Consider the following 13,452-nt stretch of genomic DNA (forward strand, 5'->3'; position numbering starts at 1 on the left):
CAAGGTGGTATTGGTCAATGTCTGGCTGGAAAAATACTGCAAAACGGCATGTTGATAGCAAGCTGTTCGTTTGCTGGCCGGATTGACCCTCTCAGTTTGACCCTCCCTCCATGTCCTCGCGAACGCCGCGACCCTGTCGTAAGACCCCTCAAATCCCAATTCCTTCAAGTCTTCATGGATCTGTTTCAGCGTGCGCCGCTGCTTGCGTGATCGCGCCGCCTCGGTTTTTAGGAGCGCAGAAAGCTGAAACGCGTATTTGTCGATGGCCCGGACGGAGCGCCGCTCAGAGTAGGCTGGCTCAATGGTTTCCGATCGCAGATAGCGTCGGACGGTGTTTCTAGAGATGCCCAAACGCCTGGCTATCTCTCTCAAAGGGACCTGGTCGCGAATGTGCCAGCGTCGAATAATGCCTAGTAATGCCACGTCGATCACTCCAATTCCCCACTCAATGTCATGAGCAGGATTGTGTCTTATACGTGGGTCAGTTTCGTGTGCAAATTATGCGGTGAAGTGGGTCAGATTTCGCTGCAAATCAACAGACAATTGGAGAAGGCGATCAGATGTTCGATTAAGCGCTCTTTGTTGCCGGACAACGATAGTTTCCAGTCCAGTTCATTGATCTCATGGGGTACGGGATCCCTTAAGTAGCGCTATTACCTGGACGACCCAATGTTTTACCATGTGATTGTAAGCGGCTGATTTTTATGGTTATTTTGCGTCTGTCGTTTTTCTGGTGTGATAAAGCGAGTGAAATAAATGGCAGGATCAGGATAGTGAATACAACGCTGCCAGGCAAGCCACCTGGCAGCGTTGTATTCCAGAGTCACCTAGGCCGCGTGCTTGCTCCCATCAGCCAGCTTTGCCAGCAATCTCGCCTTGTCGTGGCGATACGTGGCGACAGCCGCTTCCTTGACGTGGCCGAAGCCGCGGATTTTTTCGGGCAACGACGCCAGTTCCACGCAGGTGGCGATATTGTCCGCCGTCAGGTTGGCCAGCAGGCCTGCCAGCAGTTCGCGGTATTCGACGATCAGCGCGCGCTCCATCTTGCGCTCGGCCGTATAACCGAAGACGTCGAAGCTGCCGCCCCTTAGCCCCTTGGCTTTCGCCAGCAGCTGGAAGGCGCGCCACATCCAGGAACCGAACTCCGCTTTCACCAGGTGCCCCTTCGCATCTTTCTTGGCAAACAGCGGCGGCGCCAGGTTGAATTTGACGGAGAAGTTGCCTTCGAACTGCTGCTGCAACTGTTCCACGAAACGGCCATCCGTGTACAAACGCGCCACTTCGTACTCGTCCTTGTAGGCCAGCAGCTTGAAGTAGCTCTTGGCGACGGCCGTCGACAGCTTCTGGCCCAGTCCCAGGGTATTTTCGCGGTCGCGTACCTGTTTGACCAGGGTCACGTAGCCATCCGCATATGCGGCGTTTTGATACGCGGTGAGGAATTCCACGCGCTTCTTGATGACGCTATCGAGGCTTTGCGGCATTTGCACGATGATCGCCTGCGACGGCGTGGCGATCTGGGTCACCTTGCGCACGTCGACGGCGGCGCGGCGGCCCCACAAAAAGCTCTTCTTGTTCGACTCGATGCCCACGCCATTGAGTTCGATGGCACGCAGCAGGGCCGCTTGCGTCAACGGGATGCGGCCCTTTTGCCAGGCGTAGCCGAGCATGAACAGGTTGGCGGCAATCGAATCGCCCATCAGTGCGGTGGCCAGTTTCGTCGCGTCGATGAAGTCGGCCGCGTCCGCGCCGCCCACGGATTCTTCGATCAGCTGGCGTACTTCCGCCGTTGGATATTGCCAGTCCGCATTTTGCGCAAACGTGCCCGGCGGCTGCTCGTGCAGGTTGACGACGGCCAGGCTTCTACCCGGGCGCATTTTCGACACGGCATCCTGCGCGCCGGCCGTCAGCATGTCGCAGCCCAGAATCAGGTCCGCTTCGCCCGTGGCGATGCGCTGGGCACGGATGTGGGCGGGGGACTTGGCGATTTTCACGTGCGAGGTGACGGAACCATTCTTTTGCGACATGCCCGTCATGTCCAGCACGGAGGCGCCCTTGCCTTCCAGGTGGGCCGCCATGCCCATCAGCGCGCCGACGGTGATGACGCCGGTGCCGCCGATGCCGTTGATGAGGATGTTGTACGGCGCCTCGCAGGCGGGCAGTACCGGTTCCGGCAGTTGGCCGAAGTCGTCCGTCTCGCCCGGCTTGCCCGCGCCTGTCTTGGTCTTCTTCAGGCTGCCGCCCTCGACGGTGACGAAGCTGGGGCAGAAACCCTTGGCGCACGAATAATCCTTGTTGCACGAGGATTGGTCGATGGTGCGCTTGCGGCCAAATTCCGTCTCTTTCGGCAGGATGGACACGCAGTTCGACTGCACGCCGCAGTCGCCGCAGCCTTCGCAGACGGCGTCGTTGATGACCATGCGTTTGGCAAGGTCCGGATATTCGCCTTTTTTCCTTCTCCGGCGTTTTTCGGCGGCACAGGTCTGGTCGTAGATCAGCACGGACACGCCTTGTACTTCGCGCAATTCGCGCTGCACGGCGTCCATGTCCTTGCGGTCGTGCAAGGTCACGTGGGCGGGCAGGTTGCTGCGGTCGCTGTAGCGTGATAAATCTTCCGTCACCAGCGCGATGCGGGCGATGCCTTCGGCCGCCACCTGCTGCGCCATCATCGGTACGGTAATCAAGCCGTCCACGGGCTGGCCGCCCGTCATGGCGACGGCGTCGTTGTACAGTATCTTGTAAGTGATATTGACCTTGGCCGCCTGGGCGGCGCGGATGGCCAGGTAGCCGGAGTGGAAATACGTGCCGTCGCCCAGGTTCTGGAACACGTGCGGCAGTTCGGAAAACGCGGCCTGGCCTATCCACGGCGCGCCTTCGCCGCCCATGTGCGTGGTCAGCTTGTTCATTTCCGGGTAGATCGACGTGGCCATCACGTGGCAGCCGATGCCGGCCAGGGCCAGGCTGCCGTCGGGCACCTTGGTCGACGTGTTGTGCGGGCAGCCGGAGCAGTAGAAGGCGGGGCGGAACGGCGTGTTCACGGCTTTCTTTAATACCGCATCCTTGGCGTCGAGGAAACTTAATCTTGCCTTGATCAGGTCGCAGGTGACGGGGTCGGAAATCAGGCGCGCGATGCGGCTGGCGATGACACGCGCCACTTGCGAGACGGAAAAGTCGGCCTTCGAGGTCAACAGCCATTCACCGCGCGGCGCCACCCATTCGCCCTTTTCGTCGAACTTGCCGATGACACGGGGGCGCACGTCGTCGCGCCAGTTGTAGAGTTGTTCTTTCAACTGGTATTCGACGATCTGACGTTTCTCTTCTACCACGAGAATTTCATCGAGACCTTGCGCAAACTCACGCACGCTGTCCGGTTCCAGCGGCCACGGCATGGCCACCTTGAACAGGCGCAAGCCCACGTCGGCCGCCATCTGCTCGTCGATGCCCAGCTCTTCCAGCGCTTCGAGCACATCCAGATACGATTTGCCGGACGCAATGATGCCCAGCTTGGCGTTCGGACTGTTGATGGTGGTGTGGTTGAGCTTGTTTTCGCGCGCGTAGGCCAGGGCCGCATAGATCTTGTAGTCCTGCATCAGCGCTTCCTGGTTGCGCGCCTGCTGGCCCAGCGGGATGCTCGACAGGCGCGCGTTCAGGCCGCCTTCGGGCATGTGGAAGTCCTGCGGAATCTTGACTTCCACGCGGAACGGGTCGGCGTCGATGGAAGCGGACGATTCGACCGTGTCGGCCAGGGCCTTGAAGGCCACCGTGCAGCCGGAAAAGCGCGACATGGCCCAGCCGTGGATGCCCAGGTCCAGGTATTCCTGCACATTGCATGGATACAGGACGGGGATCATCGAGGCCGAGAACAGATGGTCGGACTGGTGCGGCAGGGTCGACGAATATGCGCCGTGGTCGTCGCCGGCCACCAGCAGCACGCCGCCCAGTTTGGACGTTCCCGCATGGTTCATGTGCTTGAAGACATCGCCGCAGCGGTCCACGCCCGGGCCCTTGCCGTACCACATGGCGAACACGCCGTCGTACTTGGCCGGGCCGATCAGGTCGACCTGCTGCGAACCCCAGACGGCCGTGGCGGCCAGGTCTTCGTTGACGCCGGGCACGAACTGCACGTGGTGCGCTTCCAGCTGTTTCTTGGCTTTCCACAGGTTTTCATCGAGGCCGCCCAGGGGCGAGCCGCGGTAGCCGGAAATGAAGCCGGCCGTGTTCAGGCCCGCGGCCTGGTCGCGCAGGCGCTGCATCATGGGCAGGCGCACGAGGGCCTGGATGCCGGACAGGAAGATGGCGCCGGAAGTGGCCGTGTATTTGTCGTCGAGGCTGACGGTGGTCAAACGGGAAGTGTCGGGGGGCGTAGATGGCGCGGCACCGGCGTTTCTAGCGAACGCTGCGGAGCCGTTTTCCGTGGTCACGGACATGGCTGTCTCCAAAAGGGTGTTTCAGATGACGGCTGTACAAGGGGCGCGCCCGGTAAGGCGCGCGCTGTGCAGACGGGATGGCCGCGTGTGGGCGGCACATAACTATTTTAAATTTAAAATAGTTAATGTGGTCAGTGTAGAACGACCGTGGGGAAGGGGCAAATACGCTTTGCCGATGGGGGTATAAGAAAAAATGATGGCCTGCCTCGCGCCGCAAGACAGGCCCTGGCTGCCGTGCCCGCTTAGGGCTGCGTCCAGAAAACCGGACGGGGCCGCTGCGGGTGGGAGGCGGGCGTCGCTTCCGGCAAGAGCAGATTGGTCGATTTCAGGGCCAGTGCCAGGGCTTCTCCGGCATCGATTCTGTCCACATTCGTCTTGTTGAACATCCCCTTGGATAAACGCAGATACACGGGCGCGCCGCCGGCCTGGATCTCCACGCCATACGGTTCTGCCGTGAACGAGATGTCGTACTTCCCGGGGACTAATTGCAAGGCAACGTAGCTTCTGTAGACGGCATTGTAAAAGGTGAGATTGGCCTTTTTCGGCAAGTGCTGCCCCTTCAGACTGTAATAGCGCCCCACGTACGCGTCGCTGCTGTGCTTGCTGCTGTTGCTGTAGTCGTTGAAGATGACCAGGTTGGCTTTGGTGTTCAGGGCCGTGCCAGGAGGGGCGATGGCGGGGTCCGCTTCCAGCGCCGTGCTGCGCAGCACGCCGGCGGCGTCGGCGAGCTGCGCCCAGTTTTCCCCCAGCACGGGAGTGAGCGCCCTGGAGATCGCCTGCGCGCCCATGGCCGGGCCGGTCTTTTCATCATAGTGGTCGGAGAAGATGGAATTGGGGATGTTCTGGATCGAGTGCCAGATCAACTTGTTGTCGAGGCGGTCGACGACGGCGATTTCGCTGCTCATGGTGAAGGAAAACACACAGGCGATGAAGCTGCAGCTCGACGTCGACGAGACGTTCTCGATATGCCAGTCGACGAGGGCGGCATAGCGGCGTCCCGTCGGGCTCGCTGGCAATGCCTGCGCGGTAGCCAGGGCGGAAGGCTGCTTCACGCTCGACAGCGTGGGGATGAACGCCAGCTTTTGCGTGGGATCGGCGGCCGCTTCCATCAGTGCGCGGCAAGTCCAGCTGTGCAGCATGGAAGTATTGTCTGCCGCCAAGACTTTGCCAAACAGGTTCTTGGTGGTGGCCGGCGTGCATTCTTCCGGCGACATGAAGACGACGACGTCGATATCCTCATTCTTGATGGGCTGCGTGACCTCGCGCAGCAGCAATTCGAAGGCGGGCATGGATTTTTCTGGCACGCCGGCCATGGCGCCATGCCATGCGCCAAGGGCGCCCGTGCAGACAAACAGGCAAGACAAGAGAGGGCGAAGGTATGGCATAAGGCATTATTATGAAATAGATAATGCGGTATGATATTTCTTTATGGAAATAATTGATAGTATTTTTAGCATGGCGATGTGCGGACGATACTATGCGGCCAGCACGTGCGCCCCCACCCAGCGCCCGCTGCCGCACAGCTCGGCGGCCACCTGCAGCACGAGGTGCTTTACGGCGTTGCCCGCGTTCGTCAGCGGTATATTTTTTGACGCGCACAGGGCCACCGTGCGCGACAGCACGGGACTGTGGATGGCGTAGCTGCGCATGGCGCCGCTGTCGAGTTCGGCCAGCAGGGGCGCGGCCGGCAGGATGGTGGCGCCCATGCCGGCCAGGATGGCCGATTTCAGGATGGCGATCGAGTTGATCTCGATCACATTGGCCGCCTCCAGTCCCAGTTCGCGGGCGCGGCTGTCGATGCGCGGGCGCACGCCATGCTGCAGGCCCGGCAGGATCAGGGTGGCGGCCAGCGCCTGTTTCAGCGACAGGGCGCGGCCGTCGGGCGCGAACGGCGAATCGCTGCGGCAGATAAAACGCATCTCTTCTTCCACCAGGGGGCTGCAGGCAAACGGCGTGAGCTGGCCGTCGTCGAACAGCACGGCCAGGTTGATGCGCCCCGATTTCAGCTGTTCGTTCAGGTTGCCCGTGATTTCTTCCGTCAGCTGCAGCGTGATTTCGGGGTAGCGTTCGCGCGCGGCCAGCAGCAGGGGCAGGGCCAGCGCGCCGGAGATGCTGTGTGGCAAGCCCAGGGTGACATTGCCGGACGGCCGCGCGGCGCTTTGCGTGACGGCCGAGCGGGCGTCGGCCACCTGCTTGAGGATGGCCTGCGCATGTTCGTAAAACACCTTGCCCGCGTCCGTGCTGAGTACGCCCTGGGCCGAGCGGTGCAGCAGCTGCACGCCCAGTTCCTCTTCCAGCTGGCGCAGCTGCTGCGTCAGGGCCGGCTGCGCCACGTGCAGGATCAGGGCCGCGCGCGACAGCGAGCCGTGGTCGACGATGGCAACAAAGTAGCGTAATTGGCGCAGTTCCATGGGTCACGAAGCGGTGCGTGCCTTGCTGCGCGGCATGAGTGCCGGCAACAGTGCGGTGTAAGGAAAAACGGCATGTTGCGCTGCAGTGCCGAACGCGGCCCGCAGAATAACAATTTTGTTATACTCATTCTAGCGCCTTCGGTGCTCCAGCCGTTTATCGTGGGATGAAAGCATGCTTAAGAAAGTTGATTCCGCGCAATTAAAAGTGGGCATGTACATCCATGACCTCAGCTGCGACTGGATGACGCATCCATTCGTGCGCAACCGTTTCCTGTTGCGCAGCGACGATGAAATCCGCAAGATCGTGCAGGCCGGCATCCACGACGTGGTGATCGACAGCGGCAAGGGCCTCGACGTGCAGGATGCGCCCACGGTGGCGCAGGCGCGCGCCGAAACGGAGCGTGAACTGGTGCAGATCGCCACGGCGCCGCAGGTGGTCACGCGCGTGTCGCTGGGCATGGAACTGGCGCGCGCCACGCAGCTGCGGCGGCAGGCCTCAAGCCTGGTGCGCACGGTGATGGCCGATGTGCGCCTGGGCAAGGCCGTCGAGCTCGACCGCGTGCAGCACACGGTGCAGGATATCACCGAATCGATCCTGCGCAATCCCGGCGCCCTCGTCGGCTTGTTGCGCATCAAGACCAAGGATGACTATACCTTCCTGCATTCCGTCAGCGTGTGCGCGCTGCTGGTGGCGTTTTGCCGCTCACGCGGACTCGACGCCACGGCCACGCACCAAGCGGGCCTGGGCGGCTTGCTGCACGACACGGGCAAGGCGCTGGTGCCCGACAGCGTGCTGAACAAGCCGGGTCCCTTGACGCCCGAGGAATTTGCCCTGATCAAGCGCCATCCGCGCGACGGCTACGACATCCTGTGCCGCTCGCCCGAGCTGGGCGCCATTCCGCTCGACATCGCCCTGCACCACCACGAGCGGCGCGACGGCAGCGGCTACCCGGACCAGCTGGCCGGCGACGCCATCAGCGAACTGGCGCAGATGGCCGCCATCGTCGACGTGTACGACGCGCTGACGTCGGACCGCAGCTATCACAAGGGCATCGCCGCCGCCGAAGCCCTGCGCAAGATTTATGAGTGGAGCAAATTCCATTTCAACCCCGTGTTTGCGCAGGACTTCATGCGCTGCGTGGGGATCTATCCGGTGGGCACCATGGTGATGCTGGAATCGGGCCGCCTGGCCGTCGTCATCGAAGCGCACGAAAGCAATCTGCTGGCGCCGAAAGTCAACGTATTCTTCAGTACGAAAAGCAAGACCTACATCAAGCCCGAGACGGTCGACCTGTCGCGCGGCTTCGGCTTCGGCGGCGCCGACAAGATCGTCGGCCATGAGTCGGCCGCCAGGTGGCAGGTCGATCCCATGCGCTTTTTATCGCTGGCGGATGCATGAACGATGTGGGCTCTTTGAAAAAGAGCGCCTGAAAAACGTCAGGGCGAGGCGCTGGCGCGAAGACAGGACGACTGGTACGGCAAGCAACGGCAACGCCGCCATGGACGCTCAGGCGCGCATCTTCAGGAGATCAGAAAAATTCCGCCGTATCGTTCGAGGCGATGGTGGTGAGCAAGCCCTTGGCGACCAGCTCGTCGTAGTGGCAAGCCAGGTTGCGGCCGTGGCTTTTCGCGTAGTACAGCGCCTGGTCGGCGCGGCCGAGGATGATGACGGGCGCCTCGTAGGCGTTGATGCTGACGAAGCCCACGCTGACGGTGACTTTGCCCACTTGCGGGAAGTCGTGCGCCTCGACGTTGGTGCGGAAGCGGTCGATGATTTTCTGCGCATTTTCCAGGGTGATCGAGCGCAGCAGCACGACGAATTCCTCGCCGCCGAAGCGGAAGATGCGGTCTTGCGAGCGGAACGACGATTGCAGCTGGTTGGCGATCAGGATCAGCACTTCATCGCCGTACAGGTGGCCGAACTTATCGTTGACCAATTTAAAATGGTCGACGTCGATCACGGCCAGCCACTGCCGTTCCGTATCGGAATGGTGGCGCCGCTCTTCCTCGACGGGACGCGGCTTGTCCGCTTCCGGCTCGCCGCGGTTTTGCAGGATTTTCGCCAGCTGGTCGTCGAAGGTCTTGCGATTCAATAAGCCGGTCAGCGAATCGCGTTCGCTGTAGTCGAGCAGGTTCTGGAAATTGCGGTAGACGCTGACAATGCCGCCGATCACCTGGATGGTGGCGCCCGTGTACGGCGTGGGGTTGGTGATTTCCAGGCAGGTGGTGACCTGGTCGCCGATCCAGATGGGCAGCCACAGCAGGTGGCGGCCGTCGGCGCACAGGGTATCGGCGCTCGCTTCATGGCGATGGATGCAGGCGGCCAGCGCCGGGTAGTCGGACAGCGGTTCGCCCGGCAGCGCCGGATCGGCATTGTCTTCCATGCGGGCAACGTTGCCCGCCACGATGATGGCCCGCGACCGCACGAACACCTGGCCACGCACGGTGGTCAGGGCCAGCACACGGGTCTGCGACGCGGAAGCGAGTTCCTGGACGGCCGAGATCACGGAGATGTCGAGCATCGTGTGATCGCGGTGCCCTGTCATATCCACCATGTGTTTCAGTAGGGAATCCATTGTCGTTCTCTGGAAAGTAGTCACACAAGTGTCGTCATACCAGCATTGCATCAAGCAAGAGCATGTTCGCGTCCGTCTACAAGAAGCCAAGATTTATTTGGTGGCATGACGCTCTGTACCGCCGGGCGAGAGGCCTTTCCAAAGAAGAGCTAAGCAGGATAATGTCTTTTTGCCTAATAGGCAATTAACGTATGCAATATTTCATGTAAATACATGATATTGATGCAGCGCGTTGCAAAAAGTGCCCTGACGCAGGCTTTCAATCCTCAGCGCAACATTTGTCTGCGCCAGCCGTCATTTTCACAAGGTTTGATAATTTCCATATGGAAACTTGTGGCGCGTCAATTTGCCGAAACGTGGACGCTTTATAGTCAATGCAATGGCGCAGAAATTTACGGCAGGAAACATATTAGCAGGAAAGGGCAATGTTTCACACCCGATTGCGCCAGGGACTTGTGATTCACTTTTTGGGAGCTTGTCATGCATACCTTCCTGTCGGCAGCACAGCAGTTTATCAAGGATGAGGATGGCATTACGGCAATCGAATACGGCCTGATCGCGGCATTGATGGCAACCGCCATCACGGCCGGTTTCTTGCTGATCAAGACCAACTTGCTGGCCGTTCTCACCGACATTTCGTCGAACCTGGTGCTGACGCCCTAAGCGGGTGCCCGCTGCCGGCCGGCCGGCAGCGGGTTTTTCTTCGGGAGGTATGCCATGCCTGCAACTGCCTTGTGCGACCTGCTGTTGTTGTTTTTTGTGACGGCCGCCGCCGTCAGTGATTTGATCCACCGCAAGATTCCGAATGCCTTGGTGTTGTCCGGCATCGTCACCGCGCTGGCCCTGCATTTGTGGCTGTGGCCGCAACAACTGGCGCCGCTGTGGCTGGGCGGCATGGCCACGGGATTCTTCCTGTTCTTGCCGCTGTACGTGCTGCGCGGCATGGCCGCCGGCGACGTCAAGCTGATCGCCATGGCGGGCGCTTTTGCCGGCCCCTGGCCCGTGCTGCAGATCTGTTTTGCCACCTTTCTATTGGGCGGCCTGATGGCCGTGCTGATGATTACCTGGCAGGGCAAATGGCGCGCCTGCCTGCGCAATCTGCGCCAGCTGCTGTGGCCGATGATCGCGCGCACGGCCGGCATTGCCCTGGCTCCCACGCAGCTCGACAGCCATGCCAGCGTGGGCAATATGCCCTACGGCCTGGCCATCGCCCTGGGCTGCCTGGCCGTGCAGGGACGCCAGTATTTCTGAGTCGCATTCATTGCTCTTGATCAATGGGCGTGCGCCCCTGCTCGCTAGAATGAAATCTGTTCAATGCAGTCTTAACCGGCTAGGAGACGCAGCATGACCGAGGTCGACTATTCCACCACCGACAGTGTGCCGCGTCCCGCCGACGCGAACCTGATGCCGCCCTTGCCGCCGCAGCCGAAAAGCCTGCGTGAAACGGGGCTGGAGCGCCAGCTGGTGGTCGAACTGATCGCCAAGCTGATGTTTGTGAGCGGCAAGACGCACCTGTCCGTGCTGACCACGCGTTTGCGCCTGTCGATCAATGTCCTGCGCGAAGTGCTCGACTTCATGGTGACGGAGCAGATGGTGGAAGTGGCCTGGCGCGGCGAGTCCGAGATCGACGTGCAGTACCAGCTGACTGGGGCCGGCAAGCAGCGCGCCTGCGCTTTTCTCGAGCGCTGCGCCTACATCGGCGCGGCGCCCGTCACGCTCGACGCTTACCGCGCCATGGTGGCGCGCCAGTCGTGGCAGGCGCAGGAGCAGCGCGTGGCCAGCGACGACCTGGCGGTCGTGCTCGGCGGCGCGCATGCGGGGCCGGGCATGCTCGACATGGTGGGTGCGGCCCTGTATTCGGGCCGCTCGCTGCTGCTGTACGGTCCGCCCGGCAGCGGCAAGTCGACCCTGGCGCTGCAGCTGGGACAATTGCTGCACGGCCTGGTGGCCGTGCCCTACGCCATCGTCGTCGGCCACGACATCATCCAGCTGTACGATCCGGCGCAGCACCAGCCGCCCGCGCCGCAGCATGTCAGCCATGCGCGCCAGGCGCTGGAGCGGCGCAGCACGGACATCCGCTGGGTGCTGTGCCAGCGCCCCGTGATCCACGTGGGCGCCGAGCTCGACGCCGACATGCTGGAGCTGCGCCATGACGCCAGCGGCGGCTGCTACCAGGCGCCGCCCCATGTGCGGGCCAACAACGGCATGCTGATCATCGACGACCTGGGGCGCCAGCGCCTGGGCGCGCAAGAACTGCTGACGCGGCTGATGCAGCCGCTGGCGCGGGGCAGCGACCAGCTGGGCCTGCCTGGTGGCGTGAAGCTGAGCATGCCTTTCGACAATGCGCTCGTGCTGGCCACGAATGTGCCGCCGGGCGAGCTGTTCGATCCAGCCTTGCTGCGCCGCATCGGCTACAAGGTGCAGGTGGGACCGCTGGCCGACAGCGCCTACCGCGCCCTGTTCCGCCAGCAATGCCGGGTGGCGGGCATCGCGTTTGACGAGCAGGTATTGACTTACCTGCTGCAGCAGCTCCATGGCGCGCAGGGACGGCCCCTGCTGGCCAGCTATCCCGGCGAATTGCTGGCGCGCATCACCGACTTCGCGGGCTTTGCCGGCTGCGAAGCGCGTCTGACGGTCGCCGCCCTGGAGCAGGCCTGGAGCAGCCTGTTTGCCAGCTGCGACATGCCGTCCGCCAGCCTGTGCGAGCGTATCGCATGAAGAACCGGCGCGCCATCCTGATGATGGGCCTGGCAGTCGTGCTGGGCTTGCTGGCGGTGCTGCTGGCGTCGCATTGGCTGCTGCGCCAGACGCCGGCCGGCAAGGGCAAGATCGTCGTCGCCGCCAGCGACGTCAACCTGGGCCAGCGCCTGACGCCGGACATGCTGCGCCTGGCCGAGTGGCCGGCGGAAAGCCTGCCGCAAGGGGCGCTGCAAGACCCGGCAAAACTGGCGGGGCGGGTGCTGAAGACCAGCGTGCTGCGCGGCGAGCCGCTGAGCGAAGCCAAGCTGGCCCCGGCGGGCACCCTGGGCGGCCTGTCGGCCCTGATCACGGAAGGGCGGCGCGCCATCACCGTGCGCGTCAACGACGTGATCGGCGTGGCCGGCTTCGCCTTGCCGGGCAACTATGTCGACATCATCGTCAGCACCCAGCAGGATGCGGGCGACCGCGCGTTTCCGCAAAGCCGCAATATTTCCAAGATCGTGCTCGAACGCATCCTCGTGCTGGCCGTGGCGCAGGAGGTGGGGCGCGACGAGACCAAGCCGCGCGTGGTCAATGCGGTGACCCTGGAAGTGACGCCGGAACAGGCGGAAAACCTGGACCTGGCGCGCAGCGTGGGCAGCCTGTCGCTGGTGCTGCGCAACCAGGTCGACCCGCGGCCGGGCGTGACGGAAGGCGCCACCAAGCTGACCCTGCTGGGCGGTCCGCACGAAGCCGAGCCCGCTCCCGCGCTTGTGCCTGTCGCCGCCGTGGCGCCGCGTCCGGCGCGCGTGGCGAAGGCGCGGCCGGAACCCGTGCGCCAGTGCAGCACCGTCATCGATGGGACGCGCCAGTCGCGCGAATGTTTTTAGTTGCCCCGCTCAACCATGGACACGCTCATGAACCGCGCCCTGCTGACACTCTGCTGCCTGCTGTCGTGCCTGCCGGCAGCGGCTGAACCTGGCCCGCGCTGCGGCGGCGAAGCGGCCACGCCCGGCAACTTGCAGCTGCAGGTGGGCAAGTCGAGCATGTTGCGCCTGCCCGAGGCGGTGCTGGCGCGCAGCGTCGGCAATCCGGCCGTCGTGCAAGCCATGCTGGTGGCGCCCGACACTTTATATGTGGTCGGTGTCGACGTGGGCAGCACCAACATGATCATCCAGGGCAAGAGCGGCGTGTGCAGCGTCGTCAACGTCGGCGTCAGCATGGACCCGGCCGGCCTGCAGGCGACCCTGGCGGCCCTGATGCCGGAAGAAAAAGCCATCCGCGTGACGGCCGTGGCCGATACCCTGGTGCTGTCGGGCACGGTGCAGGATGCGGGCGCCGTGCTGCGCGCCACCGAGCTGG

Annotated in this window: 10 protein-coding genes and 1 pseudogene; 6 read left to right on the forward strand and 5 right to left on the reverse strand. The window is 62.6% G+C overall.

Translation table 11 applies throughout. From position 1 onward, the window contains the following. Positions 1–108 precede the first annotated feature (108 nt). From CBW50_RS24110 to CBW50_RS24125, 4 genes and pseudogenes are all read right to left on the reverse strand, one after another. Positions 109–432 (reverse strand): annotated as a pseudogene (locus CBW50_RS24110) (helix-turn-helix domain-containing protein); the annotation flags it as partial. Between the two features lie 395 nt (positions 433–827). Further along, positions 828–4,424: an indolepyruvate ferredoxin oxidoreductase family protein gene (locus CBW50_RS24115; protein WP_086147872.1), complete on the reverse strand. Its 3,597-nt coding sequence runs from the start codon at positions 4,422–4,424 to the stop codon at positions 828–830. Between the two features lie 242 nt (positions 4,425–4,666). Next, positions 4,667–5,713 (reverse strand): hypothetical protein, encoded by a 1,047-nt coding sequence (locus CBW50_RS24120; RefSeq protein WP_139842617.1) that lies wholly within the window; start codon positions 5,711–5,713, stop codon positions 4,667–4,669. 186 nt (positions 5,714–5,899) lie between these two features. Then, positions 5,900–6,835, reverse strand: coding sequence for a LysR substrate-binding domain-containing protein (locus tag CBW50_RS24125; RefSeq protein ID WP_086147874.1), 936 nt, complete (start codon positions 6,833–6,835; stop codon positions 5,900–5,902). 172 nt (positions 6,836–7,007) lie between these two features. On the opposite strand from CBW50_RS24125, the gene CBW50_RS24130 reads away from it, so the two are divergent. Beyond that, on the forward strand, positions 7,008–8,234 hold the full coding sequence (locus tag CBW50_RS24130) for an HD-GYP domain-containing protein (RefSeq protein ID WP_086147875.1): 1,227 nt from the start codon (positions 7,008–7,010) through the stop codon (positions 8,232–8,234). Between the two features lie 130 nt (positions 8,235–8,364). Here CBW50_RS24130 and CBW50_RS24135 read toward each other — a convergent pair whose 3' ends face one another. Next, the gene (locus CBW50_RS24135) at positions 8,365–9,411 is read right to left on the reverse strand and encodes a GGDEF domain-containing protein (RefSeq protein ID WP_086147876.1); all 1,047 of its coding nucleotides are present in this window, start codon (positions 9,409–9,411) and stop codon (positions 8,365–8,367) included. Between the two features lie 480 nt (positions 9,412–9,891). On the opposite strand from CBW50_RS24135, the gene CBW50_RS24140 reads away from it, so the two are divergent. From CBW50_RS24140 to CBW50_RS24160, 5 genes are all read left to right on the forward strand, one after another. Then, positions 9,892–10,074 (forward strand): Flp family type IVb pilin, encoded by a 183-nt coding sequence (locus CBW50_RS24140; protein WP_076564995.1) that lies wholly within the window; start codon positions 9,892–9,894, stop codon positions 10,072–10,074. A 54-nt stretch (positions 10,075–10,128) separates the two neighbouring features. Next, positions 10,129–10,662 carry a prepilin peptidase gene (locus CBW50_RS24145; protein ID WP_086147877.1) on the forward strand — a complete coding sequence of 178 codons (534 nt, stop codon included), beginning with the start codon at positions 10,129–10,131 and terminating at the stop codon, positions 10,660–10,662. A 93-nt stretch (positions 10,663–10,755) separates the two neighbouring features. After that, positions 10,756–12,129, forward strand: coding sequence for an ATPase (locus tag CBW50_RS24150; RefSeq protein WP_086147878.1), 1,374 nt, complete (start codon positions 10,756–10,758; stop codon positions 12,127–12,129). Beyond that, complete coding sequence (gene cpaB, locus CBW50_RS24155; RefSeq protein WP_086147879.1) at positions 12,126–12,980, forward strand: Flp pilus assembly protein CpaB; 855 nt, start codon at positions 12,126–12,128, stop codon at positions 12,978–12,980. Before CBW50_RS24150 ends, cpaB begins: the two co-directional genes overlap by 4 nt. A gap of 27 nt (positions 12,981–13,007) precedes the next feature. Beyond that, positions 13,008–13,452, forward strand: a 445-nt coding sequence (locus CBW50_RS24160) for a pilus assembly protein N-terminal domain-containing protein (protein ID WP_172404872.1), incomplete at its 3' end; no start/stop codon positions are given.

Source organism: Janthinobacterium sp. GW458P (assembly GCF_002127585.1).
Lineage (GTDB): Bacteria > Pseudomonadota > Gammaproteobacteria > Burkholderiales > Burkholderiaceae_D > Janthinobacterium.

What these genes read in the sequence shown, in the direction of transcription:
- CBW50_RS24125 (WP_086147874.1), bottom strand. Translation starts at nt 6,835, where the DNA reads ATGGAACTGCGCCAATTACGCTACTTTGTTGCCATCGTCGACCACGGC.
- CBW50_RS24145 (WP_086147877.1), top strand. Translation starts at nt 10,129, where the DNA reads ATGCCTGCAACTGCCTTGTGCGACCTGCTGTTGTTGTTTTTTGTGACG.
- CBW50_RS24140 (WP_076564995.1), top strand. Translation starts at nt 9,892, where the DNA reads ATGCATACCTTCCTGTCGGCAGCACAGCAGTTTATCAAGGATGAGGAT.
- CBW50_RS24150 (WP_086147878.1), top strand. Translation starts at nt 10,756, where the DNA reads ATGACCGAGGTCGACTATTCCACCACCGACAGTGTGCCGCGTCCCGCC.
- CBW50_RS24135 (WP_086147876.1), bottom strand. Translation starts at nt 9,411, where the DNA reads ATGGATTCCCTACTGAAACACATGGTGGATATGACAGGGCACCGCGAT.
- CBW50_RS24120 (WP_139842617.1), bottom strand. Translation starts at nt 5,713, where the DNA reads ATGCCCGCCTTCGAATTGCTGCTGCGCGAGGTCACGCAGCCCATCAAG.
- cpaB (WP_086147879.1), top strand. Translation starts at nt 12,126, where the DNA reads ATGAAGAACCGGCGCGCCATCCTGATGATGGGCCTGGCAGTCGTGCTG.
- CBW50_RS24115 (WP_086147872.1), bottom strand. Translation starts at nt 4,424, where the DNA reads ATGTCCGTGACCACGGAAAACGGCTCCGCAGCGTTCGCTAGAAACGCC.
- CBW50_RS24130 (WP_086147875.1), top strand. Translation starts at nt 7,008, where the DNA reads ATGCTTAAGAAAGTTGATTCCGCGCAATTAAAAGTGGGCATGTACATC.